The organism is Falsochrobactrum tianjinense (assembly GCF_019100495.1).
In the GTDB taxonomy this organism is placed as follows: Bacteria; Pseudomonadota; Alphaproteobacteria; order Rhizobiales; family Rhizobiaceae; genus Brucella; species Brucella tianjinense.
The window spans coordinates 182,912-203,791 of record NZ_JAHRVA010000002.1; the positions used below are offsets into that span (position 1 = coordinate 182,912).

Consider the following 20,880-nt stretch of genomic DNA (forward strand, 5'->3'; position numbering starts at 1 on the left):
TAGCGTTTACTGATCCAGCTTCTGCTTGATACCGAGGCCCACGCCCTTGTTCACGAAAGCATCAGTTGCGACCTTGCTCATATCGAGTTCGTCACCGGTCACAATGCCGGAATCGCGCGCCAGTTCGTAAAACTCCTTGACGCGATTCATATCGATTGCGCCAATCCCCTTTTCGAGCGCATCCCCGGAATCGATGAGCTGCAGTTCCTTGATGCGTGCCAGTTCCGCATCGAGTGTCTCCTTGCTCATATCCGCATTATCTTTCAGGATTAGCTCATAGGCTTTGCTGCGGTCACCATAAAGGAAATTGGTCCAGCCTTCGATGGAGGCCGTGACGAAGCGCTGCACGAGATCCGGGTTCGTATCGACCAGTTCCTGACGCGTTTCGATGGTGTTGCCATAGGTGCTGTAGCCATGATCTGCGAGAAGATAGGTCGTCACTTTCGCGCCTTCCTTTTCGGCATATAGCGGCTCGGCAGTGGCATAGGCCTGCTGTACTGTTTTCTTGTCGCTAAGGAACTGTGCGAGGCTATAGCCATAGGGGCGAAGCTGCTCGTCCTTGAACCCGAATTCTTTCACCAGCCAGGGCCAGAAGGAAAACTGGCCATCCTTGGAAATCAGAATAGTCTCGGCATTGGCGAGGTCTTGAAAATCCTTGTATTCACCCTCATGCGCCATCAGTGCCTGCGGGTCTTTCTGGTAGAAAGCAGCCACCACGGTGGTTGGAATACCATTAGCCACATTATTGAATGAGAGCAGCAGATTTCCAGCCAATAGGAAATCAAGGCGGCCCGCGGCGAGCATCGGGCGGTTATTAACCTGCGGTCCGCCCATTTCAATCGCCACGTCGAGACCGTATTTTTCGTAGGTGCCATCGGCCAGTGCCTGATAGAAGCCGCCATGGCCAGCTTGCGCCAGCCAGTTGGTGCCGAGCGTAACCTTGTCGAGCGCGTGAGCCATCTGCGCGGAAAGGCCAAGCGATAGTGCAGTGATCGCCGCTGCGAGTGTCTTTTTCATATTTGGTTCCCCTTACTTTTAGTTCTTCAGTGCCATGTCGGCTGTCCAACCGCGGGTTTTGCCCGGATTGAGCAAGCCGTAAGGATCGGCCAGTTTCTTGAACTCGATCTGTGCGCTGTCGATCTCTTTCATACCGCCATCCTCGATAGTATAGGCATGAGGATCATAGATATCGCAGCCATCGATCTGTTCCAGTTCTTCGATCAGGCGATACATGGCATCGCGGTCCTCGAAGCGGACAAGCGGCAGCCCGAAAATCTGCACTTCGCCTTCAAGACGCGCCATTTCATGGTGCATATATTGCGTGTCACCATAACGCTGCATCTGGCGGGTAACGAGTGTCGGATCGAAGGGGCGCGGATAGGCGACCTGCAAATAGGTCCAGCCTTCCTCGGCTTTGAGCGCCTGAAGCGTGGTGTGGTTCCAGCCGCATTCATAAGCGGGCTGAAGGCCGTTCTTGTGTAGTTCTTCCTGCGTCATGCTGAATGACACGCGACCGGAAAATTCCGCGACGAGCGCTTCGAACCGGCTCATTTCGCCCGGCGCGATCATCGCGAAGACCGCGTCCTTGTCGGACGGAAACAGATCGCCGAACTTGGTGTAGAAACGTGCAAACCGACGGTCCACCGTGGTTAGCAGATAGCAGTCGAGCTTTTCTTCCAGCGCCTTGAGACAGAAGTTCAGTGTTGCTTCATAGCTGTTGAACAGAGCTGCGGTATGTATCCAGTCTGTAGCCTTGGTGAGCCCGATTTCCAGCTCCAGAATGATGCCGTTCGTGCCGTAAGCGTGCTGGACCTTGTGAATATCGCGACCGGTCAGTTCGATGATTTTCGGCTCCGGCTCGACGGTCAGAACCTTGACCGAATAGACATTGCCATCGTCGCGCAGCATGCCATGGCGCAGCGAGCCGATGCCGCCTGAGCCACCGGAAAAGAAACCGCCAATGGTGGCGATACGGCGGGTGGACGGATACATCAGCAGTTCCTGACCGGTTTCGCGCACGGCATCATCAAGACGTGAGATGCGCGCGCCGCCTTCTACGCGAACCTTGCCGGGTTCGATGGAAATCACGCGGTCGAGCTTGGTCATGTCGAGGATGATGCCGCCTTCCAGCGGCACACATTGGCCGTAATTGCCGGTACCGCCGCCGCGCACGGTGATCGGAATGCGCAGTTTTGCGGCAGCCGCGGCCACACGGCGCACTTCGTCCTGATCCTTGGGGATCACGACCAGATCGCCGACATAGTGGCCGATATCTTCGGTCAGGATCGGGCTATACCAGAAATAATCGCGTGAGCGCAGTTCGACCTGCTTCGGATCGTCATAGATACGAATGCCGTCGATTTCGGCGCGAAACGCAGCCCAGTCATAGATGCGTTGCGGAGCAACAGAATTCATAGGTTTCTCCCGTTAAATTCAGTCGAAGGAGCGCCATCGCGCCAGATGACGCGGCGAGCCTGCGGACGGCTGATGAGATCATTTAGGTCTTCGGCATCATGCCAGATGAAATTTGCGACCTTGCCGGTGGACAGCACCTGGACGCGCTCGCTTTTGATCAGGCGGGCGGGCAGGGTGGTGATGCTGTCGAGCCAGTCTTCTGGCTCAAGATGGCAGACGGGGGCCGCAAGGCGCAGAATGCCAAGCGGATCGTAATCGCCATAAGGATAAAAGGCGTCACGCACATTGTCGGAACCGAGCATGACGTTCATACCCGCCTGGCGTGCTTCCTTGAGCGGCGCAACACCGCGCAGACGTGGGGACTTCCCGCCAAGCCGGTCTTGCAGATAGAGATTGGTGCTGGGCAGCGAAACAAGGGCGGTGCCCGCCGTTGCTGCTGCTTCCAGAATGCTTTTCAACTCTTCTTCAGTGCGCAATGACAACGAACAGGCATGACCGCAAAGCACGCGACCGCCCATATTATGGCGCGCTGTCGCCGCGATAATGACCGGGAGGCCGTTCGCTTCCGGCTCAAGCCCTTCATCGACATGGAAATCGAGATCAAGATCATGCTGGACGGCGAGGCGGAACATTTCCTCGATTTTGGCTTGCTGGTCATCATTGCGATAGAAGAAGGCACCGAGCACACCGCCATCTTGAGCTACGCGTGCCGCAATGTCCTTGCCGGCATCCAGCACCAGATCGCCGTGTACGAGGGCTGCAAGCTGCAGGTCGATCCGATCTTTCCATTCGTCGCGCAATTCATTGAGAATTGGCCAGGCGGTTGGAACATCGGGCGTCGTCCAGTCGATGTGGGTGCGCATCGCCCCCACGCCTTGCGCGAAGGCTGCTTGGAGGCCGCGCGTGGCGCGATTGCGGATATCATGCGCATCCCAGTTCTGTCTGTCGGTCGCCATCAGATCGATAGCGTCGAACAGGCATTCAACCTTGGCACTGCCATTGGCTGCAATGCGCTGAATGGTGAATGTCTTGTCGAGATGTACATGCACATCGGCAAGCAGCGGCGTGACAACCCCGCCATTCATTGCCTTTGACGGCATGAGCGAGGCAATATGTGTGCCTTCAAATGCGATGTCGTAGCGACCAGGTAGTCCTGCTATTGCGACGCCTTGTAGCATATCAACGCTCTCTGCGGATTTCGCTTTCGTGCCAGCGTCCGAGGACAGCGCGCGAGAGCCAGCTTGTAATCAGGAAGATGACGATGCCGAGCAGCGAAACGAGGATGAGGGCTGCGAACATGCGTGGAATTTCGTTGCGGAAGCTCGATTCCAGAATGCGCGAGGCGAGGCCGGTGCTCTGGCCCGCGCTGCCCGCGACGAATTCGGCTACCACCGCACCAATCAGGGACAGGCCACCGGCGATTTTCAGCGCCGCCATGAAATAAGGCAGGGCGCTTGGTGCCAGCAGATAGCGCAGGCGCTGCCATGGAGTGGCGCGATAAAGCTTGAACAGATCGCGCAGATTGTGGTCCGCGCTGCGCAACCCGATCACCGTATTGGACAGGATCGGGAAGAAAGCGACGATCCATGCGCAGATCAGAAGCGCCGAGAAAGTATCGCGTACATAGATCAGGATCAGCGGCGCGATGGCGATGACCGGCGTCACCTGGAGGATGACGGCGAAAGGAAAGAAAGCCATTTCAATCGGGCGCGACAGGGCGAATATCATGCCGAGCAGCACGCCGCCGATAATGGCGCAGGCAAGCGAGATCAGGGTCAGTTTTACCGTGAACCACATGGAGGTCATCAGCGAAGGGCCGTCCTTGAAGAGCGTTTGGGCGATGAGGGACGGGGCAGGGATCAGATAATGCGGTACCTGATAATAGCGCACCAGGCCTTCCCAGATGCCAAGCGCGATGATGATCGCAAGCGTTGGCATGATGATGCGCAGGTTTCGCTCACGGCGCGCGAGACGGTGCTGCTCGGAATTCAGGACTGGCAGTTCGTTTTGCATCTGGTTCATTTGCCTGTCCTCAATGATCTATATCTTCGGACGAAAGCGTCGCGGTCAGCGCGTCGGAAACCCTGGCGCAATACTTCGAGTAGGAATCCGTGGTCCGGTAGTTTTCTGCACGCGGATAGGAGCCGATGATCGAAATGTCATCCACGACACGGCCCGGACGCGCTGCCATGACGATGACGCGGTTTGACAGATAGACCGACTCGTAAACGCTGTGGGTGACGAAGATGACCGTCAGGCCATGCTCCTGCCAGAGACGCAGTACATCGTTGTTGAGCTTGAAGCGCGTCATCTCATCGAGAGCTGCAAAAGGCTCGTCCATCAACAGAAGGCGCGGGCGCGTGACCAGTGCGCGGGCGATGGAGACGCGCATCTTCATGCCGCCGGAAAGTTCACGCGGGAATGCATCGGCGAAGCGCGACAGGCCAACCTGCGCCAGCACTTCCTCGACGCGGGGCATGGCTTCCTTGCGCGAAATGCCGGAAAGGCGCAGCGGCAGGTAAACATTGTCGAAAACGCTGGCCCACGGCATCAGCGTCGGCTCCTGAAACACGAAACCAATGTCCTGCGCACCGGACGGGCCTTTGCCGGGTGCATGTCCGTTGACGCGAATATCGCCTGCCGAAATGGATTCCAGTCCGGCAATCATGCGCAAGGCCGTGCTCTTGCCGCAGCCCGAGGGGCCGAGGAAGCTCACGAACTGGCCTTGTTCGATTTTGAGCGACATATCGCTCACGGCCATGACGCCGGTGCCATATTGCTTGTAGACACCGTCGATTTCGATCAGGGAAGACGGGGTTTGCGAGTTGGGGGCCACGCTCATCGTCCTTACCAGGCTGGTTTGTTGTCGAGCCACGACAGCGGCGCGCGTTCGATTTCGGCGAGTACCTCGACCAGCCTTTCAGCGGCGAAATCGATGGTCTTGCGGCCCTTTTCGGCCGTGGCAATGGTTGCGTCGCCAGCGGCGCCATAAGGATTGATATCCTGTATCTGCCAAGCCGGCTTTGCGCCGCCACTGAGCGAAAGATGCTTGTATTCGCTTGCAAATACTTCTGTAAGTGTACGGAAATCCTGCGCTTTCGACATATCGACGAGATCGGGATGCATTTCCAGCATCACCGAGGTTTCCATGTCGCCGGCATGGATGCCGTGCTTCATGTCATGCTCGCTGTAAACGCCTTCCGGCATACCCAGCGCAAACCAGTTGATGTTCACCACCATCATATTGTGCTTGATGCGTAATTCGCGCGCCACAATGTCCATGATGCTGATATTGCCGCCATGGCTGTTGAGGATTGCCATTTTGCGCACGCCACTTGCCGCAACACAGGCACCGATTTCGCACCAGACACGGATGAGGGTTTCAGCTGATAACGTCAACGAACCCGGGTAAAGGCTGTGTTCATTGCTCTTGCAGATGGCCTGCGTCGGGAGAAATATCGCATGGCTCGTTTCCGGCAGGCGCGTGATCGTTTCCCTGACCATGCCGTCGGCGATGGCCGCATCGACGGCCAGCGGCAGGTGGGGTCCGTGCTGCTCAATCGCGCCGACGGGAAGGACCGCCACGATTTTCTCTCGCTCAAGACGCGAGAATGCTTCGCTGCTGTAATCTGACCAGTATCTTTTCAAGATTGCGCTCCCAGGCACGGCTGCACGATGAAGCAATCAACTTACTAAACAATCTGACCGATCGGTCAAACTAAATGTTTAAAATATAAAAGATGCGTGCAATTAAGATGTGAATCCGTGACGAATAAGCCACGCGATGGCCGTGTGACGTATTTATGTACGCGAAATTTCCGGAGGTCCTATGGACGACAAATGCATTATCATAGGGGCGGGCCATGCCGGCTCGCAGGCTGCAATCAGCCTCAGGCAGGAAGGTTATACGGGAGAAATCGTGCTCATCAACGACGAGGCCGATATTCCCTATCACAAGCCGCCGCTCTCCAAATCCTATCTCAAGGCGTCGGAGCATGGCGGTCTCGTGCTGCGGCCCGAAAGCACCTATCGCGACAATAATATTGAACTGCTGTTCGGGCGGCGCGTCGATACGGTATCGGTGGGTGACAGGACGGTAACGCTGGACGACAGCCGTGTGCTCGGCTGGTCAGAGTTGATTTTTGCAACCGGCGCGCGGGCGCGCATCCCGGATGTGCCGGGCATTGATCTTGAGGGCGTCGTCACGCTGCGCCGCATGGCCGATGCACGCCGCATCGCCGCGATGATGCCGGATGTGCAAAATGTCGTGATTATCGGTGGCGGTTTTATCGGCCTTGAAATGGCGCATAGCGCAATCGGACTTGGCAAGAAGACGGTATTGATCGAGGCAGCGCCGCGTGTTCTAGGCCGCTCGGTTACAACACATATCTCCGCTCACGTTGAAGCGCGCAGCCGCGCAGCGGGCATAACGCTTCTGACCGGCCTAGGCGTAGCTTCGATAGAAGGGGTAAATGGCTGCGCAACGGGTGTGAAGGCTGCTGACGGAACCGTCTTCCCGGCGGATATGGTGGTGATCGGCACAGGCGCGGTCCCAAATGTGGAACTTGCCGTCGAAGCCGGGCTTGTCGTCGATAACGGTATTGTGGTGGATGAGCATATGCGCGCTTCCGCTGCGCATATCTATGCCATTGGCGATTGCGTGAGCTATGATCATTTTCATGCGGGCCGCCGCGTGCGGCTGGAATCGGTGCAGAACGCCACCGATCAGGCCAAGCATGTCGCACGCACCATTGCAGGCCGCGCGGCTCCCTATCGCGAGGTTGCGTGGTTCTGGTCGGATCAGGGCGATATGAAGCTCCAGACGGCGGGACTGTCCTTTGAGGCCGACCGGCATATTCTCTCCGGCAACCCGGAAGACAACGCATTCTCAGTCTTCCATTTCGCGGGCGACAGGCTGGTGGCGGTCGATTCCATTAACCGCCCGGCAGATCACATGATTGCCCGGCGACTGCTTGCGGCGGGCATCAGCCCGACCGAAGCGGACATTGCAACAGGCGCGCCGCGCCTGAAGGAACTGCTGGCCACCGCGCCCAAACCGTGAGGAAGAAGCATGACCGCTTTGAAACCCCTGCTGCCGCAGGACATGGCCGCTCCCTTTGCCGCCTATAGCCATGGCGTTAAAGTGAAGACGGGGGCGGAGATGATTTTCTGCTCAGGTCAACTTGGCATCGCGCCGGACGGAAGTGTGCCGGAAGATGCGGGTGTGCAGGCCGAGCTTTGTTTTGAAAATATCCGCCGTATCCTGCGCGATGGCGGCATGTCTTTCAAAGACGTCGTGCGAATCAACGCCTATGTGACGGATCGCATTTATATGCGGCCCTATATGGATGTGCGCGACCGGCTATTTGAGCAGCCCGCTCCCGCATCGACACTGATGATCGTTTCAGGTTTCACACGCGAGGAATTCAAGGTGGAAATTGAAGTAGTTGCTGCGCGCTGAAGGGGCAAAATAAAACACCCGTCGCGGGAGGAGCGACGGGTGTTTATAGGGAAGACCGGATTGGGAGGAGGAGTTCCGGTCTTTCGATCGCCGAGAGAATGGGAGGAGAAACCCCGGCGACATCTCTGGAAACTGTAGGACCGCACGGTTTGACAGATCGCGATCCTGAAAGCAGGCGTGCCTTTGTCAGGCGGTTCTGCTGAAGAGTGCTATTAGCGGCTGGCAGCCTTGCGTGCGACGAACGGGATTTCCGAAGGCATGATACCAAGGTCGTTCAGTTCGCGCTGGCTCAGACGGCTGAGTTCGTTGACAGTGTTGCGGTAACGGCGCCAGTTATTGTAGGAGCGGATCAGGTTCATTTCTCTCACCTAAGTAAAATCATAATCTCTTGTTGCAAACAGTATATAGGTCCCAAGTTTGCTTTATTGGAGGGCCATATTTGCATAGCTGCCCTGCGTTAAAGCTTGGGGATTGCACGGCTTTTGCCCATATTGGCCATCTTGCCATCACAATTGTTTGATCTACTGACTAAATCACAATTTTTCAGGCTGTCCCATCGGCCAGGACACACGATAAAGGAGGCCCGGTCAAAGCATGGCTTTGCCGGTAAATATTGTCGTAAAAGTCCGAGTATTTGTCGGTTGAAGACAACAATTCCGCATGACTCCCGCTCCGGATTGGGTTAAGGGAGATGCGTCGGGTGCCGGGACGTCACATTCAACGGTGATGTTCTTGCACTGTCTGTCTGCGGGAGAGCGCCAATTGGCCGCCGAAGGGGAAATCGCCCGAAATCTCTCAGGTACAAGGAACCGCAGACGGGTAAGACAACTCTGGAAAGTCGGGGGAAACCCCGCGCCGAAGGTGTAAGTGTGGCTTTATATATAGCCATGCGAGTCTCTCAGGCCTGAGACAGAGGGGCACGGAACGACCGCATTTCGCGGAAGGTACACGTGCGACTCTGGAGTTGATATGGGCGATACCGCACATCTGAAAACCCTGCCTTTGCAGGATCTGCATGAAGCTGCAAAAGCGCGCTTTGGCGCATTTGCAGGCTGGAACATGCCAATCACCTATCCGCTGGGCGTGATGAAGGAGCATCTTCATACACGCGAGCATGTGGGGCTTTTCGACATTTCTCACATGAAGCTTGTCGATGTGTCGGGCACAGATGCCGCCGCGCTTCTGGCCGAAACATGCCCGCTCGATCCGACCGTGCTGAAGACCGGTCAGTCGAAATACACGTTCTTCCTCAATGACAATGGCGGCGTTCTGGACGATCTGATCGTCACGCGGCTTGGCGAAGACCGCTATATGGTTGTGGCCAATGCCGGAAACGCCGAAGCCGACATCGAGCATCTGAACGAAGCCGCATCCGGCAAGCAGGTCAAGGTTAATCCGCTTGACCGCGTGTTTCTCGCGATACAGGGACCGGAAGCCGAAGCCGTCATCAAGGATGCCGGTCTGGCCGGTGGCGATCTTGCCTTCATGAACGGCTTTGAGCCGGAAGAGGGCTGGTTCATGACCCGCTCCGGCTATACGGGCGAAGACGGATTTGAAATCGGCCTGCCTGTTGACGAAGGCCGTGCACTGGCGGCAAAGCTTCTTTCTGACGAGCGCGTGGCATGGGTCGGCCTTGCCGCCCGTGACAGTTTGCGTCTGGAAGCCGGTCTCTGCCTGCACGGGCAGGACATCACGCCGGAAACCGACCCGGTTTCAGCCGGGCTTACCTGGGCAATTTCCAAGCCGGTGCGTGAAAAGGCAGCGTTCAACGGCGCCAAGGCCGTGCTTGACGCAATCGCCAAGGGTGCCAGCGCCAAGCGCGTGGGTCTCAAGCCGGAAGGCCGCCAGCCGGTACGCGCCGGTGCAGACCTGTTCGATGCTGAAGGCCGTCAGGTCGGAACCGTCACATCGGGCGGCTTCGGTCCTTCCGCAGGTTTCCCGGTCGCCATGGGTTATGTCGAGACAAGCCTCGCCACCCCAGGTACCCGCGTTTTTGCAGACGTTCGCGGCAACAAAGTTCCCGTTGATGTCTCAGCACTTCCCTTTACTCCGCATCGCTATCGCAAAGGATGATTTCCATGGCCAATATCCTGTTCACCGAAGATCATGAGTGGATCAGCGTCGAAAACGGCGTTGCCACTGTGGGCATCACGATCCACGCACAGGAACAACTGGGCGACCTCGTTTTCGTGGACCTGCCGGAAGTTGGGCGCACCGTTTCCAAGGGCGAAGCCATTGTGGTCGTGGAGTCGGTCAAGGCCGCTTCCGACGTCTATGCGCCGATCGATGGCGAAGTGGTTGAAGTCAACGATGCCGTGTCGGGCGATCCGGCTCTGATCAATCAGGCTGCTGAAGGCGAAGGCTGGCTGTTCAAGCTGAAGCTTTCGGATGAAGGCCAGCTTTCCGGCCTTCTCGACAAGGCCGGTTACGACGCACTGGTGGGCTAATCCAATGACGGAAACCGTTCTTCCCTTTGTCGCCCGTCATGTCGGGCCGAGACTGGAAGATGAGCGCGCCATGCTGGCCGCGCTCGGTCTTCCTTCCATGGAAACCCTTATCACGCAGGCGGTTCCGGCTTCCATCCGGCTGAACCGCGCGCTCGATCTGCCCGCGCCGCTCAGCGAAGCCGATGCGTTAGCCGAGCTTAGCGACATCATGGGCCGCAATGTGGTGAAGAAGAGCTTCATCGGTGCCGGTTACCATGGCGTGCATACGCCGCCGGTCATCCAGCGCAACCTCTTCGAGAACCCGGCCTGGTATACGGCCTATACGCCTTACCAGTCGGAAATCAGCCAGGGCCGTCTTGAGCTTCTGTTCCACTTCCAGACGCTGGTTGCGGAACTGACCGGCCTGCCGGTTGCCTGCGCTTCGCTGCTTGACGAAGCAACCGCCGTTGCCGAAGCCATCGGTGTCGCCTGCCGTCATCACCGCGACAAGCGCAGCCGTATCCTGCTGGCCGGCGACCTGCATCCGCAGGCCGTTGACGTGGTGAACACCCGCGCCGAGCCGCTTGGCTGGCAGATTGAAACCGGCAGCGAAGTTGACGATAACACCGCTGCGGTCGTGGTGCCGTGGCCGGATACGCGCGGCGTCTATGGCGATTTCGCCAAGGTCATCGCCGATGCGAAAGCCAAGGGCGCGCTCGTCATCGCAGTTGCCGATCCGCTGGCGCTGACCATCATGGAGGCTCCGGCAAGCTGGGGCGCGGACATGGCTGTCGGTTCGATGCAGCGCTATGGCGTGCCGATGGGCTTTGGTGGTCCGCATGCAGCCTATCTGGCTGTTTCCGAGCCGCTGACCCGCATCATTCCGGGCCGCATTGTCGGCCAGTCGGTCGATGCGCATGGCCGTGCGGCTTATCGCCTGGCACTCCAGACGCGTGAACAGCATATCCGCCGCGACAAGGCGACGTCGAACATCTGCACTGCGCAGGCATTGCTCGCCAATATGGCGGCTTCCTTCGCGATCTGGCACGGCCCGGCCGGCCTGCAGGCGATTGCAACGCGCGTTGCCGGACTGGCTGCCCGCTTTGCCGCCGCTCTCAAGGCCGCAGGCGTCGAAATCGCGGGTGAAAGCCTGTTCGACACCGTTACGGTCAAGGTCGCAGGCAAGGCCGCAGCAATCGCTGGCGAAGCCGAAAAGGGCAACCGCCTGATCCGCATCATCGATGCGGATACGGTTGGCGTTACCTTCGACGAAACCTCGACCGACGACGATCTTAGCCAGTTTGCATCACTCTTCGGCGCGAAGGCGGGCGAAGGCGACAAGGTTCTCGTTCCAGGCAAGGGCCGGGGCGAAGGCTTCCTGACGCAGGAAGTGTTCCATTCGCACCGGTCCGAAACCGAGATGATGCGTTTTCTGCGCCGTCTGGCCGACAAGGACCTAGCGCTTGACCGTGCGATGATCCCGCTCGGTTCCTGCACCATGAAGCTGAACGCAGCAGCGGAAATGATGCCGGTGAGCTGGAACTCGGTCGCGAACATGCACCCGTTCGCACCCGCGGCGCATACTGCGGGCTATGCAAAAATGACGTCCGACCTCGAAGCATGGCTTTGCGAAGTCACCGGTTTTGCGGGTGTTTCCTTGCAGCCGAATGCGGGCAGCCAGGGCGAGTATGCCGGCCTGCTGGCAATCCGTCATTATCATCAGGCGCGCGGCGAAGGCCATCGCAACATCTGTCTCATTCCATCCTCCGCACATGGCACCAATCCGGCCAGTGCCTCGATGGCGGGTATGAGCGTCGTGGTCGTCAATTGCCGTCCGGATGGCGATATCGACATTGACGATCTCAAGGCCAAGGCCGAGAAGCATCGCGACAATCTCGCCGCCTTCATGATTACCTATCCGTCCACCTATGGCGTGTTCGAGGAAGGCATCAAGGCCTTCTGCGAAATCGTGCATGACAATGGCGGTCAGGTTTATTTTGATGGTGCGAACCTCAACGCGCTGGTCGGTCTTGCACGTCCGTGCGACATCGGCGCCGATGTCTGCCACATGAACCTGCACAAGACCTTCTGCATTCCGCATGGCGGTGGCGGTCCGGGCGTCGGTCCGATCGGCGTTGCCAAGCATCTCGTGCCTTACCTGCCGGGTCATGTGGAAATCGGTTCCGAGCATGCTGTTTCGGCAGCGCCGTTTGGCAGCGCTTCCATTCTGGTCATTACGTGGATGTATATCCGCATGATGGGCGGAGCAGGGCTCAAGAAGGCGACTGAAATGGCTGTGCTTAACGCCAACTATGTGGCGCATCGCCTGAAGGATGCCTATCCGATCCTTTATACGGGCGCACATGACCGCGTGGCGCATGAGTGCATCGTGGATACCCGCGTGCTGAAGGACAGCGCGGGCGTGACCGTGGAAGACGTGGCCAAGCGCCTCATCGACTATGGTTTCCACGCACCGACCATGTCATGGCCGGTGGCGGGTACGCTGATGATCGAGCCGACCGAGTCTGAGCCGAAGCTGGAAATCGACCGTCTGTGCGACGCCATGATTGCCATTGCGGCTGAGGCGAAGAAGGTTGCCGATGGCGTCTGGCCTGCGGATGACAATCCGCTTGCAAACGCACCGCATACGGCAAGCGACACGCTGGCGAGCGAATGGACACATCTTTACACCCGTGAGGAAGCCGTGTTTCCCGCTGGCGCTTTGAACGGCGGTGACTTTGACCCGACCGCGAAATATTGGCCGCCGGTCAGCCGTGTGGACAATGTGAGTGGCGACCGAAACCTCATCTGCGCCTGCCCGCCTGTGGCGTCTTACGAACGGCGGATGGCCTGATCATAAGCGCCTGATCTCAAGTAATTGGAGCGCCGCGGAAACGCGGCGCTTTTTCTGTCGTTTGACCCGCGCAGGCAGAATTTAGGCAAAAAAAAGAGCCGGACTGAAAAGTCCGGCTAAGTTATGAAGGTGCCACTTGGGCAAACCTCCAGAGGGGAACACTTACCGCGCGTAATGGGAGGAGACGCAGCGGTAAGCACCTGTCATATGGATCAGTTGACAACATAGTTCAAGCCCTTAGTCGAGAAATTTTTACCATTTCGGAAAGTTTTGAAAACACCGATGCCAGCAAGGCTCGCCCATCTCTCCATACGTAATGTTTCGAGGAGTTTTCCAGCGCAAACCGGTCATATATTTCCACTGGCTTCTTCATAAATCCATGAGTTATTAGAATAACTCTAAAACTTTCCTTCTTTTGTCATGTTCATTTTTCTTGCAGGGGGCACGGTGCAGCTATAAAAAGAGTGTCCAGTGACAAAGGCCCGACTGCCTGTTGTGCGTGACGCAAGCCACGAAGCATTCAGGCTTCCTGTATTGTGGACATCGTAAAATGCTCGTACCTTTTCTTATCATGTTCCGCGAAGGCGTAGAGGCTGCGCTGATTGTCGGGATCATTGCGAGCTATCTTCATCAAACCGGGCGCAGCGCATGGATGCCCGTCATATGGATTGGCGTTTTGCTGGCATTGGCGATGTCGCTTGCCGTGGGAACTGTCCTGCAATTACTCAGTGCAGAGTTTCCGCAAAAGGCACAGGAACTGTTTGAGGCTGTCATTGGCCTGATCGCCGTTTTCGTGCTGACATCCATGGTGTTCTGGATGCGCAAAGCCGCCCGCTCCATCAAATCGGAGCTTCATCATTCCATCGATGCCACTTTTGCAACTCCCACCCATCAAGGCTTCGGGTTGATCCTGATGGTCTTCTTTGCAGTGGCTCGTGAAGGATTGGAATCGGTTTTCTTTCTACTTGCCGCTTTTCAGCAAAGCGAGGGGGCGTCAGCACCGTTGGGCGCTTTGTTTGGTGTTCTTTTGGCCGTAGTGGTTGGTTATGGCATCTATAAGGGCGGCTTGAAGCTCAATCTGCGTCGCTTCTTCCGCTGGACCGGGGTTTTCATTCTTGTGATTGCGGCCGGTATTCTGGCCAATTCCGTCATGGCGCTGCATGAGGCCGGTATCTGGAATCGCTTCCAAACGATTGTTTTCGATGCAAGCGAAATATTGCCACTCGATAGCGCGCTTGGTTCGGTTCTGGGGGGCATTTTCGGCTATATCGCCGCGCCGACAATCAGTGAGGTCTTTACCTATCTGGCGTTTCTCGTGCCTGCGCTCATTCTTTTTCTAATGCCGTCTTCCGCGTCACGGCAAAGCACGCGCGTGAAGCAAAGCGCTCAATAAGAGATTTTCATGACCAATCCAAAAAGTCCGAAACCTACCGAACCGTTTTCGCGTAACCTTGTGCGCATCGTGCTGGCTCTTGCAGTCGTGCTGGTGGTCGCCGCGGGTGCGGCATTCTTTTATGCCTCCCGTCTTTCCGACACGTCGCGGCATGCGGACATCGGTGGTAAGGTACAGGTCGTGATCAATGCGAGGAATTGCCAGCCCAATGAGCTGACAGTGCCAGCCGGGCGCACGGTATTCGAGATCGTCAACCAGTCCGACCGTTCAGTAGAGTGGGAAATACTCGACGGCGTCATGGTGTTGGAAGAGCGCGAGAACATAGCGCCCGGTTTCAAGCAGACGCTTGCCGCCAAGCTTTCCCCCGGTGAATACCAGGTCACCTGTGGTTTGCTTTCCAATCCGCGCGGCAAACTGATCGTCACGCCATCCGCGTTCAGCGAAGCAGAAAAGGGCAAGTTGCCTTTGACTGCTTTCCTGGGAGGATTAGCGGAATATCAGATCTATCTTGCGAAAAAAGTGGCTGAATTTCAAAATACTGTCGCGCACCTTTCTTCGGCGATTTCCCGTGGCGATTGGGAGGCCGCGAAACTCGCCTATGGCCCCGCACGGGCGGCTTATGCCCGGATTGCACCAGTTTCGGAATCGTTCTCCGATCTTGATACGGCAATCAATGCCCGCGCCGATTATTTTGAGAAGAGAGAGCAAGATCCGGCCTTCGGCGGTTTACATCGTCTTGAGTATGGACTGTTTGTAGACAATACTTCCGATGGGCTGGAGCCGGTGGCGGCAAAGCTGGTGCAGGATACGCAGGCTCTCAAAGAGCGCATCCGTAGCCTGCGTATTTCGCCTGATCGATTGCTGGCGGGGACGGCATCTGCGCTCAATCGCTTTGCCTCCACTGCCGCAGATTCTGGCGACGATCGTTATGCTCATACGGATTTGCAGGCTTTCGCGGGGCTGATTGAAGGTTCGGCCAAGACCGCGGATGTGCTTCGTCCGATTGTAATCAAGGCTGTCCCAAAAGCGTTTGAAGGCATCGATCAACAGATGATCGCCGTCAAAGCGCTGCTCAAGACGAATGCTGATAACGGCAGCTACAAGATATATAATACTCTTTCGCCCGAGGAAAAAGGAAAAGTCAAGGAAGGCGCGAGCGGACTTGCCGATCAGTTTTCAAAACTCCGCGATCAGCTTGGAGTGGATTGATGGCTAAAAAAAACTTGAAGAACAATTCTCCTGTTTCCCCGAATCGCCGCGCGCTTTTGCTTGGCGCGGTAGCGGGTGTAATGACGCCGCACAGCGCCAGGGCTCTTTCTTCGGAAAGCGTGACCAATGCGCCCGAAAGCGACAAGCTTCATCAAAGACAACCTTTTTATGGGTCACATCAGCCGGGCATCGTGACACCACGGCCGGCTGCGGGACTGGTGGCCGCATTTGATGTTCTGGCGAGGGATCGGGCCGATCTTGAGCGTATGTTCCGGCTTTTGAGCGCACGCGCAGCCTTTCTGATGAAGGGCGGTGAACCGCCTGAACTCGATCCGAAATTTCCGCCCGCCGATTCCGGCATTCTGGGACCGATCATCACTCCCGACAACCTGACGCTGACCATCGGGCTTGGCAGCTCGCTGTTTGACGATCGTTTTGGGTTAAAGCCGCTAAAGCCGAAACAGCTTCAGCGTATGACGAAGTTTCCCAATGATGCGTTGCAGAAGGATATTTGCCACGGCGATCTGGTAATCCAGTTCTGTTCCAATACGCCCGATACAAATATTCATGCTCTGCGCGACATCATGAAGAACCTGCCAGATCTTCTGTTCGTGCGCTGGAAGCAGGAAGGGTCGGTACCGGTTCTACCGCCGCACTCGCCAAAGGCGAAGGAAAGCGCACGCAATTTTCTTGGTTTTCGTGACGGATCGGCCAATCCGGATGCAGCCGACAAGGCTTTAATGGACCGCATCGTCTGGGTTCAGCCCGGTAAGGCTGAGCCTGAATGGACTGCCGATGGCAGCTATATGGCAGTACGTATCATCCGCAATTTCGTCGAACGTTGGGACCGCACGCCCTTGCAGGAGCAGGAGACTATTTTCGGTCGCCGCAAGGATAGCGGCGCGCCATTCGATGGCGAGACCGAGGCCGACGTGCCGGATTATTCGGCGGATCCGGGGGGCGAGGTGACGCCAATGGATTCTCATATCCGGCTGGCCAATCCGCGAGACGCAAATGCCGAACAACATTTGATCCTGCGTCGACCGTTCAACTATTCCAACGGAGTTACCAAGTCCGGACAGCTCGATATGGGGCTGCTGTTCATCGCCTATCAGGCCGATCTGGAAAAGGGGTTCATCACCGTCCAGAACCGTCTCAATGGCGAGCCGCTGGAAGAATATATCAAGCCGGTCGGCGGCGGCTATTTTTTCGCACTGCCCGGTGTGAAAGACGGCAAGGATTACTATGCGCGGGCGCTGCTGGAAGCGAGCAGCTTCCAGAACGCTCGTGGCTGAGGTCTGTTTATCAACGGAGAGGTAATATGAAATATCGTCTGCCATTGCTCGCGTCGGCCTGTGCCGTCGCTCTTTCGCTCGGTTTTAGTGCGGCCAAAGCCGAAGTGTCGCCGCTGGACCTCGTTCAGCCGATTGCCGATTACAAGATCTATGTTCAGGAGAATCTTGATATTCTCGTAAAAGACACCAAAGCCTTCACCGATGCAATCAAGGCCGGAGATATAGAGAAAGCCAAGGAGCTTTATCCATCCTCGCGTGTTTCCTATGAGAAGGTCGAGCCGATTGCCGAGCTTTTCGCCGATCTCGACGCTTCGATCGACAGCCGTGCCGACGATCACGAAAATGGTGAAAAGTCGGACGATTTCACCGGTTTCCATCGGCTTGAATATGGCTTATTCGCACAGAACACGACCGATGGTCTTGGTGAATATGCCGACAAGCTCTATGCAGACGTTCTGGAACTTCAGAAGCGTGTTGAGGGTCTGACAGTTCCGCCTGAAAAAGTGGTGGGTGGCGCTGCGGCTCTTCTTGAAGAAGTGGCCGCCACCAAGATTTCTGGTGAAGAAGACCGTTATAGCCATACCGATCTTTGGGATTTTCAGGCCAATGTCGACGGCGCACAGAAAATCGTTGAACTCTTCAAGCCGCTGATCGTCAAGGAAAATCCTGACCTCGTCACCAAAGTCGAAGGCAACTTCCAGACAGTCAATGATATTCTCGCCAAGTACAAGACGAGTGATGGCTATGAATCTTACGACAAGTTGACTGAAGATGACCGCAAGGCGCTGGCCGGGCCGGTTACTGCGCTTGCCGAAGACCTTTCTACGCTGCGCGGCACACTCGGGCTTAACTGATTGGCCGCATGAGACATCAAAATGGCGGGGCGGCCCCGCCATTTTCAATTTGCAGAGCTTTTTTGATAGACTGCTACTGTTTCAATCAGGCGGACATTCTTAGCTTGATTTCCGCATTGAGCAGAATGCGCGGGTCGTCCGGCAGGCTCGCTTGTGTGTCCTGTGGCTCGCCAAGCGTGCGGAACAGCAGATTTACGGCCAGACGGCTGATTTCATTATAATTCTGCGCAACGGTGGTCAGCGGTGGGCAGGTATATTCGGAAAGCGGATTATTATCGTGCCCGGCCACGCGGATATCGCTGTCCTTGAGCCTGCCGACTTTCAAGCCAGCTTGCCACAAGGCAGCCATCACACCGAAAGCGATACGGTCATTGGAGCAGAGAATTGTGCTCGTCGGGAAAGATCCCCTTTCGCGCAGGATGCGCGACGCCTGTTCAAAGGCATATTGCTCGAAATCCCAGCTACTGCTCGGCTCCAGATCGACGATACGCGGCTCTGACCCCAGTTTTTCCATTGCCATGCAATAGGCTTTCCGGCGTTTGATCGCATTGTTGTTCACGCCCGGCATGGAAAAATAGCAAGGCTCGCTGCCCGAACGGCAGAGGTAATCCACGATCAGGTGGAAGGATTTGATATTGTCGGTTCCCACGAAGGGGGAGCTGTTGTCCAGCGGGGAATCAACATAGACGATCGGAACAGCGGCAGCGAGGCGAACCAGTGCCGAATGCTGTGATTGTTCGCCAAGCGGTGCGATGATCGCACCGGCGACATTGAGCGAACGTAAGGTTTCGATGGCTCGCATCTCCAGTTCCGGCTTGCCATCCGAAGAAAGTACGATGGCCAGATAGCCGCGCTGTTCCGCAAGCGTTTGCAGTCTGCGGGTCATGGCCATGTAGAAATGATCGAGCTGATTGGGAATGATGATGCCCAAAATTGTCGTGCGCCGTCGATTAAGGTTCACCGCGAAAAGATTTGGCCGAAAACCAGATTGCCGGAGTGCTGCTTCAATCCGCACGCGGGTCTTGGGGCGGACGGAGTCCGGATCATTGAAGTATTTGGAGACCGTCGGGCGTGACAGACCGACGAACTCCGAAAAATCTTCCATGGTGCGGATATTCTTGAGCACGGCCTTTGTCCTGTCCGTCAAGCGCCAGCGGCACGCAGTGCTGGGCTATTGCGTTCTTTCAAATGTCAGGCGGCGATCGAAAGTGATGGATCATATCATAACGGCAATTGAACCATTTCGCTATTATTCAGCAGTTTCAATACGTTCCTTCATTTGTTCTGCCAGTTGTGATTTACGGGCAAGATAAGGTCAAACTGGCAAAGGCTGGTGTAAACGTCAAGCGAACAAATGATCGAGCATAGATTGATGCAGTGGAATTGCAGATGTGCTAGACTTTGTGCGGGAAGAGTTGGGAGGCGGGATGCGCTTTAAATTTTACCCGAATAATGCGCATAAATGAGACGCCTTGCTTCGAAAAGCGAATTGAAAACCGTGCTTGACAAGCCGAAGATATGCGCGCCATAAAGTTTACACATGTAAGAATTTTGCTATGCATTCGTAAAGGAGGAGACGAGATGCGGACCAAAACTTATATAGCAGGACTTGTTGCATCCGTTGCCAGCATCACATTCATGGCAGGGGCGGCGTGGGCGGAGGAGCTCACCATCGCCACGGTCAATAATGGCGACATGATCATCATGCAGAAGCTATCGCCGGAGTGGGAGAAGGCAACCGGCAACAAGATCAACTGGGTCGTGCTTGAAGAAAACGTGTTGCGTCAGCGTGTTACGACCGACATCGCAACCAAGAGCGGACAATTCGACATCCTGACCATTGGTGGTTATGAGACGCCGATCTGGGGCAAGGCCGGATGGCTCCTGCCAGTTGATGATCTTGGTGATGATTACGACTACGATGATCTCATCAAACCTGTCCGCGCTGGTCTGACGGTCGACGGCAAGCTTTATGCCGTACCGTTCTATGCCGAAAGCTCGTTCACGCTCTACCGCAAGGATCTTTTCGATGCCGCCGGACTGAAAATGCCGGATGAACCGACATACGAGCAGATCAAGGAATTCGCCACCAAACTCACCGACAAGTCGAAGGAGCAGTACGGTCTCTGTCTGCGTGGCAAGCCGGGCTGGGGCGAAAATATGGCCTATCTCGGTACACTGATCAACACCTTCGGCGGGCGCTGGTTCGACGAACAGTGGCAGCCGCAGATCAATTCTGAAGAGTGGAAAAAGGCGATCAATTTCTACGTCGATCTGATGAAGGAAGCAGGCCCTCCCGGAATTACCTCCAACGGCTTCAATGAAAATCAGGCACTGTTTTCCACCGGCCATTGCGCCATGTGGATTGATGCGACTTCTGCTGCCGGTCGTATCTATGACCCCAATCAGAGCCAGGTTGCCGACAAGGTTGCCTTCACGAAGGCACCCGTGGAAGTGACGCCGAATGGTTCGGCCTGGGCATGGTCGTGGAATCTTGCAATCCCGGCATCAACAAAGAAAGCGGAGGCCGCAAAGTCCTTCCTCAAATGGGCAACTTCCAAGGAATATGTCGAACTGGTCGGCGAGAAGGAGGGCTGGGTCGCGGTTCCCCCGGGCACACGCCAGTCCACCTATGCAAATGAGGAGTACAAGAAGGCCGCACCTTTCGCTGATACGGTTCTGAAGGCAATCGAATCCGCGGATCCGACCAAGCCGACAAAGGATCCGGTGCCTTATACCGGCATCCAGTTCGTCGCGATTCCTGAATTCCAGGCGATCGGTACGATTGTCGGTCAGGCGATTTCGGCGGCTGTTGCCGGACAGCAAAGCGTGGATGCGGCGCTTGATAATGCACAGCGCCAGACTGAGCAGATCATGACGCAGGCAGGCTATATCAAATAAGCCTGAACCACTGGCCTGCCGTCCTCTGGAGGGAGGATGGCAGGTGTGATTCTTCGCAAAGCTGCGCATGAC

Annotated in this window: 18 protein-coding genes and 1 riboswitch; of the genes, 10 read left to right on the forward strand and 8 right to left on the reverse strand. The window is 56.4% G+C overall.

What is annotated here, in order from left to right:
• Positions 1–6: 6 nt before the first annotated feature.
• Genes KUG47_RS06495 through KUG47_RS06520 form a run of 6 tightly spaced genes read right to left on the reverse strand, consistent with a single transcriptional unit; the run spans position 7 to position 6,063 of the window.
• Complete coding sequence (locus KUG47_RS06495) at positions 7–1,017, reverse strand: ABC transporter substrate-binding protein (protein WP_217677146.1); 1,011 nt, start codon at positions 1,015–1,017, stop codon at positions 7–9.
• A gap of 18 nt (positions 1,018–1,035) precedes the next feature.
• Positions 1,036–2,415: an FAD-binding oxidoreductase gene (locus KUG47_RS06500; RefSeq protein WP_217677147.1), complete on the reverse strand. Its 1,380-nt coding sequence runs from the start codon at positions 2,413–2,415 to the stop codon at positions 1,036–1,038.
• On the reverse strand, positions 2,412–3,593 hold the full coding sequence (locus KUG47_RS06505) for an amidohydrolase family protein (protein ID WP_217677148.1): 1,182 nt from the start codon (positions 3,591–3,593) through the stop codon (positions 2,412–2,414). Before KUG47_RS06505 ends, KUG47_RS06500 begins: the two co-directional genes overlap by 4 nt.
• Position 3,594: 1 nt before the next feature.
• Positions 3,595–4,437: an ABC transporter permease gene (locus KUG47_RS06510; RefSeq protein WP_185918662.1), complete on the reverse strand. Its 843-nt coding sequence runs from the start codon at positions 4,435–4,437 to the stop codon at positions 3,595–3,597.
• 10 nt (positions 4,438–4,447) lie between these two features.
• The gene (locus KUG47_RS06515; RefSeq protein WP_217677149.1) at positions 4,448–5,257 is read right to left on the reverse strand and encodes an ABC transporter ATP-binding protein; all 810 of its coding nucleotides are present in this window, start codon (positions 5,255–5,257) and stop codon (positions 4,448–4,450) included.
• Between the two features lie 5 nt (positions 5,258–5,262).
• A complete protein-coding gene (locus KUG47_RS06520) occupies positions 5,263–6,063 on the reverse strand; it encodes a creatininase family protein (protein ID WP_217677150.1) in 801 nt (266 codons plus the stop codon).
• A gap of 181 nt (positions 6,064–6,244) precedes the next feature.
• Here KUG47_RS06520 and KUG47_RS06525 point away from each other — a divergent pair, with 181 nt between their 5' ends.
• Positions 6,245–7,477 carry an NAD(P)/FAD-dependent oxidoreductase gene (locus KUG47_RS06525; protein ID WP_217677151.1) on the forward strand — a complete coding sequence of 411 codons (1,233 nt, stop codon included), beginning with the start codon at positions 6,245–6,247 and terminating at the stop codon, positions 7,475–7,477.
• 9 nt (positions 7,478–7,486) lie between these two features.
• Complete coding sequence (locus tag KUG47_RS06530) at positions 7,487–7,876, forward strand: RidA family protein (RefSeq protein WP_217677152.1); 390 nt, start codon at positions 7,487–7,489, stop codon at positions 7,874–7,876.
• A 212-nt stretch (positions 7,877–8,088) separates the two neighbouring features.
• Here KUG47_RS06530 and KUG47_RS06535 read toward each other — a convergent pair whose 3' ends face one another.
• On the reverse strand, positions 8,089–8,235 hold the full coding sequence (locus KUG47_RS06535) for a DUF1127 domain-containing protein (protein ID WP_217677153.1): 147 nt from the start codon (positions 8,233–8,235) through the stop codon (positions 8,089–8,091).
• Positions 8,236–8,614: 379 nt separating this feature from the next.
• Positions 8,615–8,698: riboswitch (glycine riboswitch) on the forward strand.
• A 147-nt stretch (positions 8,699–8,845) separates the two neighbouring features.
• Between KUG47_RS06535 and gcvT the strand changes: the two genes are divergently transcribed.
• The 7 genes from gcvT to efeO (KUG47_RS06570) all read left to right on the forward strand — a co-directional run bounded on the left by gcvT (position 8,846) and on the right by efeO (KUG47_RS06570) (position 17,907).
• Positions 8,846–9,949: a glycine cleavage system aminomethyltransferase GcvT gene (gcvT, locus tag KUG47_RS06540; RefSeq protein ID WP_185918657.1), complete on the forward strand. Its 1,104-nt coding sequence runs from the start codon at positions 8,846–8,848 to the stop codon at positions 9,947–9,949.
• A 5-nt stretch (positions 9,950–9,954) separates the two neighbouring features.
• The gene (gene gcvH, locus KUG47_RS06545; protein ID WP_185918656.1) at positions 9,955–10,323 is read left to right on the forward strand and encodes a glycine cleavage system protein GcvH; all 369 of its coding nucleotides are present in this window, start codon (positions 9,955–9,957) and stop codon (positions 10,321–10,323) included.
• A gap of 4 nt (positions 10,324–10,327) precedes the next feature.
• Complete coding sequence (gcvP, locus tag KUG47_RS06550) at positions 10,328–13,156, forward strand: aminomethyl-transferring glycine dehydrogenase (protein WP_217677154.1); 2,829 nt, start codon at positions 10,328–10,330, stop codon at positions 13,154–13,156.
• Positions 13,157–13,706: 550 nt separating this feature from the next.
• Positions 13,707–14,549 (forward strand): iron uptake transporter permease EfeU, encoded by an 843-nt coding sequence (efeU, locus tag KUG47_RS06555; RefSeq protein WP_217677155.1) that lies wholly within the window; start codon positions 13,707–13,709, stop codon positions 14,547–14,549.
• A 9-nt stretch (positions 14,550–14,558) separates the two neighbouring features.
• Entirely contained in the window at positions 14,559–15,758 is a 1,200-nt protein-coding gene (gene efeO, locus KUG47_RS06560) for an iron uptake system protein EfeO (protein ID WP_217677156.1), read from the forward strand.
• Positions 15,758–17,053, forward strand: a complete 1,296-nt coding sequence (gene efeB / locus KUG47_RS06565) for an iron uptake transporter deferrochelatase/peroxidase subunit (protein WP_217677157.1) — start codon at positions 15,758–15,760, stop codon at positions 17,051–17,053. Before efeO (KUG47_RS06560) ends, efeB begins: the two co-directional genes overlap by 1 nt.
• A 26-nt stretch (positions 17,054–17,079) precedes the next feature.
• Positions 17,080–17,907: an iron uptake system protein EfeO gene (efeO, locus tag KUG47_RS06570; protein WP_217677158.1), complete on the forward strand. Its 828-nt coding sequence runs from the start codon at positions 17,080–17,082 to the stop codon at positions 17,905–17,907.
• Between the two features lie 85 nt (positions 17,908–17,992).
• Here the strand turns inward: efeO (KUG47_RS06570) and KUG47_RS06575 are convergent, their stop codons facing one another.
• On the reverse strand, positions 17,993–19,012 hold the full coding sequence (locus KUG47_RS06575) for a LacI family DNA-binding transcriptional regulator (protein WP_217677393.1): 1,020 nt from the start codon (positions 19,010–19,012) through the stop codon (positions 17,993–17,995).
• A gap of 476 nt (positions 19,013–19,488) precedes the next feature.
• On the opposite strand from KUG47_RS06575, the gene KUG47_RS06580 reads away from it, so the two are divergent.
• The gene (locus KUG47_RS06580; protein ID WP_217677159.1) at positions 19,489–20,808 is read left to right on the forward strand and encodes an ABC transporter substrate-binding protein; all 1,320 of its coding nucleotides are present in this window, start codon (positions 19,489–19,491) and stop codon (positions 20,806–20,808) included.
• Positions 20,809–20,880: the final 72 nt, after the last annotated feature.

Excerpts from the sequence above, each read along its gene's own strand:
- KUG47_RS06535 (WP_217677153.1), bottom strand. The coding sequence starts at position 8,235 with ATGAACCTGATCCGCTCCTACAATAACTGGCGCCGTTACCGCAACACT.
- KUG47_RS06505 (WP_217677148.1), bottom strand. The coding sequence starts at position 3,593 with ATGCTACAAGGCGTCGCAATAGCAGGACTACCTGGTCGCTACGACATC.
- efeB (WP_217677157.1), top strand. The coding sequence starts at position 15,758 with ATGGCTAAAAAAAACTTGAAGAACAATTCTCCTGTTTCCCCGAATCGC.
- gcvH (WP_185918656.1), top strand. The coding sequence starts at position 9,955 with ATGGCCAATATCCTGTTCACCGAAGATCATGAGTGGATCAGCGTCGAA.
- KUG47_RS06515 (WP_217677149.1), bottom strand. The coding sequence starts at position 5,257 with ATGAGCGTGGCCCCCAACTCGCAAACCCCGTCTTCCCTGATCGAAATC.
- KUG47_RS06580 (WP_217677159.1), top strand. The coding sequence starts at position 19,489 with ATGCGGACCAAAACTTATATAGCAGGACTTGTTGCATCCGTTGCCAGC.
- gcvP (WP_217677154.1), top strand. The coding sequence starts at position 10,328 with ATGACGGAAACCGTTCTTCCCTTTGTCGCCCGTCATGTCGGGCCGAGA.
- KUG47_RS06530 (WP_217677152.1), top strand. The coding sequence starts at position 7,487 with ATGACCGCTTTGAAACCCCTGCTGCCGCAGGACATGGCCGCTCCCTTT.
- KUG47_RS06500 (WP_217677147.1), bottom strand. The coding sequence starts at position 2,415 with ATGAATTCTGTTGCTCCGCAACGCATCTATGACTGGGCTGCGTTTCGC.
- efeU (WP_217677155.1), top strand. The coding sequence starts at position 13,707 with ATGCTCGTACCTTTTCTTATCATGTTCCGCGAAGGCGTAGAGGCTGCG.
- KUG47_RS06495 (WP_217677146.1), bottom strand. The coding sequence starts at position 1,017 with ATGAAAAAGACACTCGCAGCGGCGATCACTGCACTATCGCTTGGCCTT.
- efeO (WP_217677158.1), top strand. The coding sequence starts at position 17,080 with ATGAAATATCGTCTGCCATTGCTCGCGTCGGCCTGTGCCGTCGCTCTT.
- gcvT (WP_185918657.1), top strand. The coding sequence starts at position 8,846 with ATGGGCGATACCGCACATCTGAAAACCCTGCCTTTGCAGGATCTGCAT.
- KUG47_RS06510 (WP_185918662.1), bottom strand. The coding sequence starts at position 4,437 with ATGAACCAGATGCAAAACGAACTGCCAGTCCTGAATTCCGAGCAGCAC.
- KUG47_RS06525 (WP_217677151.1), top strand. The coding sequence starts at position 6,245 with ATGGACGACAAATGCATTATCATAGGGGCGGGCCATGCCGGCTCGCAG.
- efeO (WP_217677156.1), top strand. The coding sequence starts at position 14,559 with ATGACCAATCCAAAAAGTCCGAAACCTACCGAACCGTTTTCGCGTAAC.
- KUG47_RS06575 (WP_217677393.1), bottom strand. The coding sequence starts at position 19,012 with ATGGAAGATTTTTCGGAGTTCGTCGGTCTGTCACGCCCGACGGTCTCC.